1 rRNA gene is annotated in these 257 nt (G+C 56.8%); it reads left to right on the top strand.

Annotated features, from left to right (window positions below):
- Positions 1–257 (top strand): 23S ribosomal RNA (locus KJS63_RS25905); the annotation flags it as partial.

Genomic DNA, 257 nt, shown 5'->3' with positions numbered 1-257 from the left:
TCCGTCAGTAGCGGCGAGCGAACGCGGAACAGCCTAAACCAGAGAGCTTGCTCTCTGGGGTTGTGGGACGTCTCATATGGAGTTACCAAGGATTAGGGTAGGCGAAGAGGTCTGGAAAGGCCCGCGAAACGAGGTAAAAGCCCTGTACCCGAAAGTCTAATCCCTCCGAGACGGATCCCGAGTAGTGCGGGGCACGTGAAACCCCGTATGAATCCGGCAGGACCATCTGCCAAGGCTAAATACTCCCTAGCGACCGA

The organism is Paenibacillus sp. J22TS3 (assembly GCF_018403205.1).
GTDB lineage: Bacteria > Bacillota > Bacilli > Paenibacillales > Paenibacillaceae > Fontibacillus > Fontibacillus tuaregi.
This window is presented reverse-complemented; position numbering and strand designations above follow the sequence as displayed.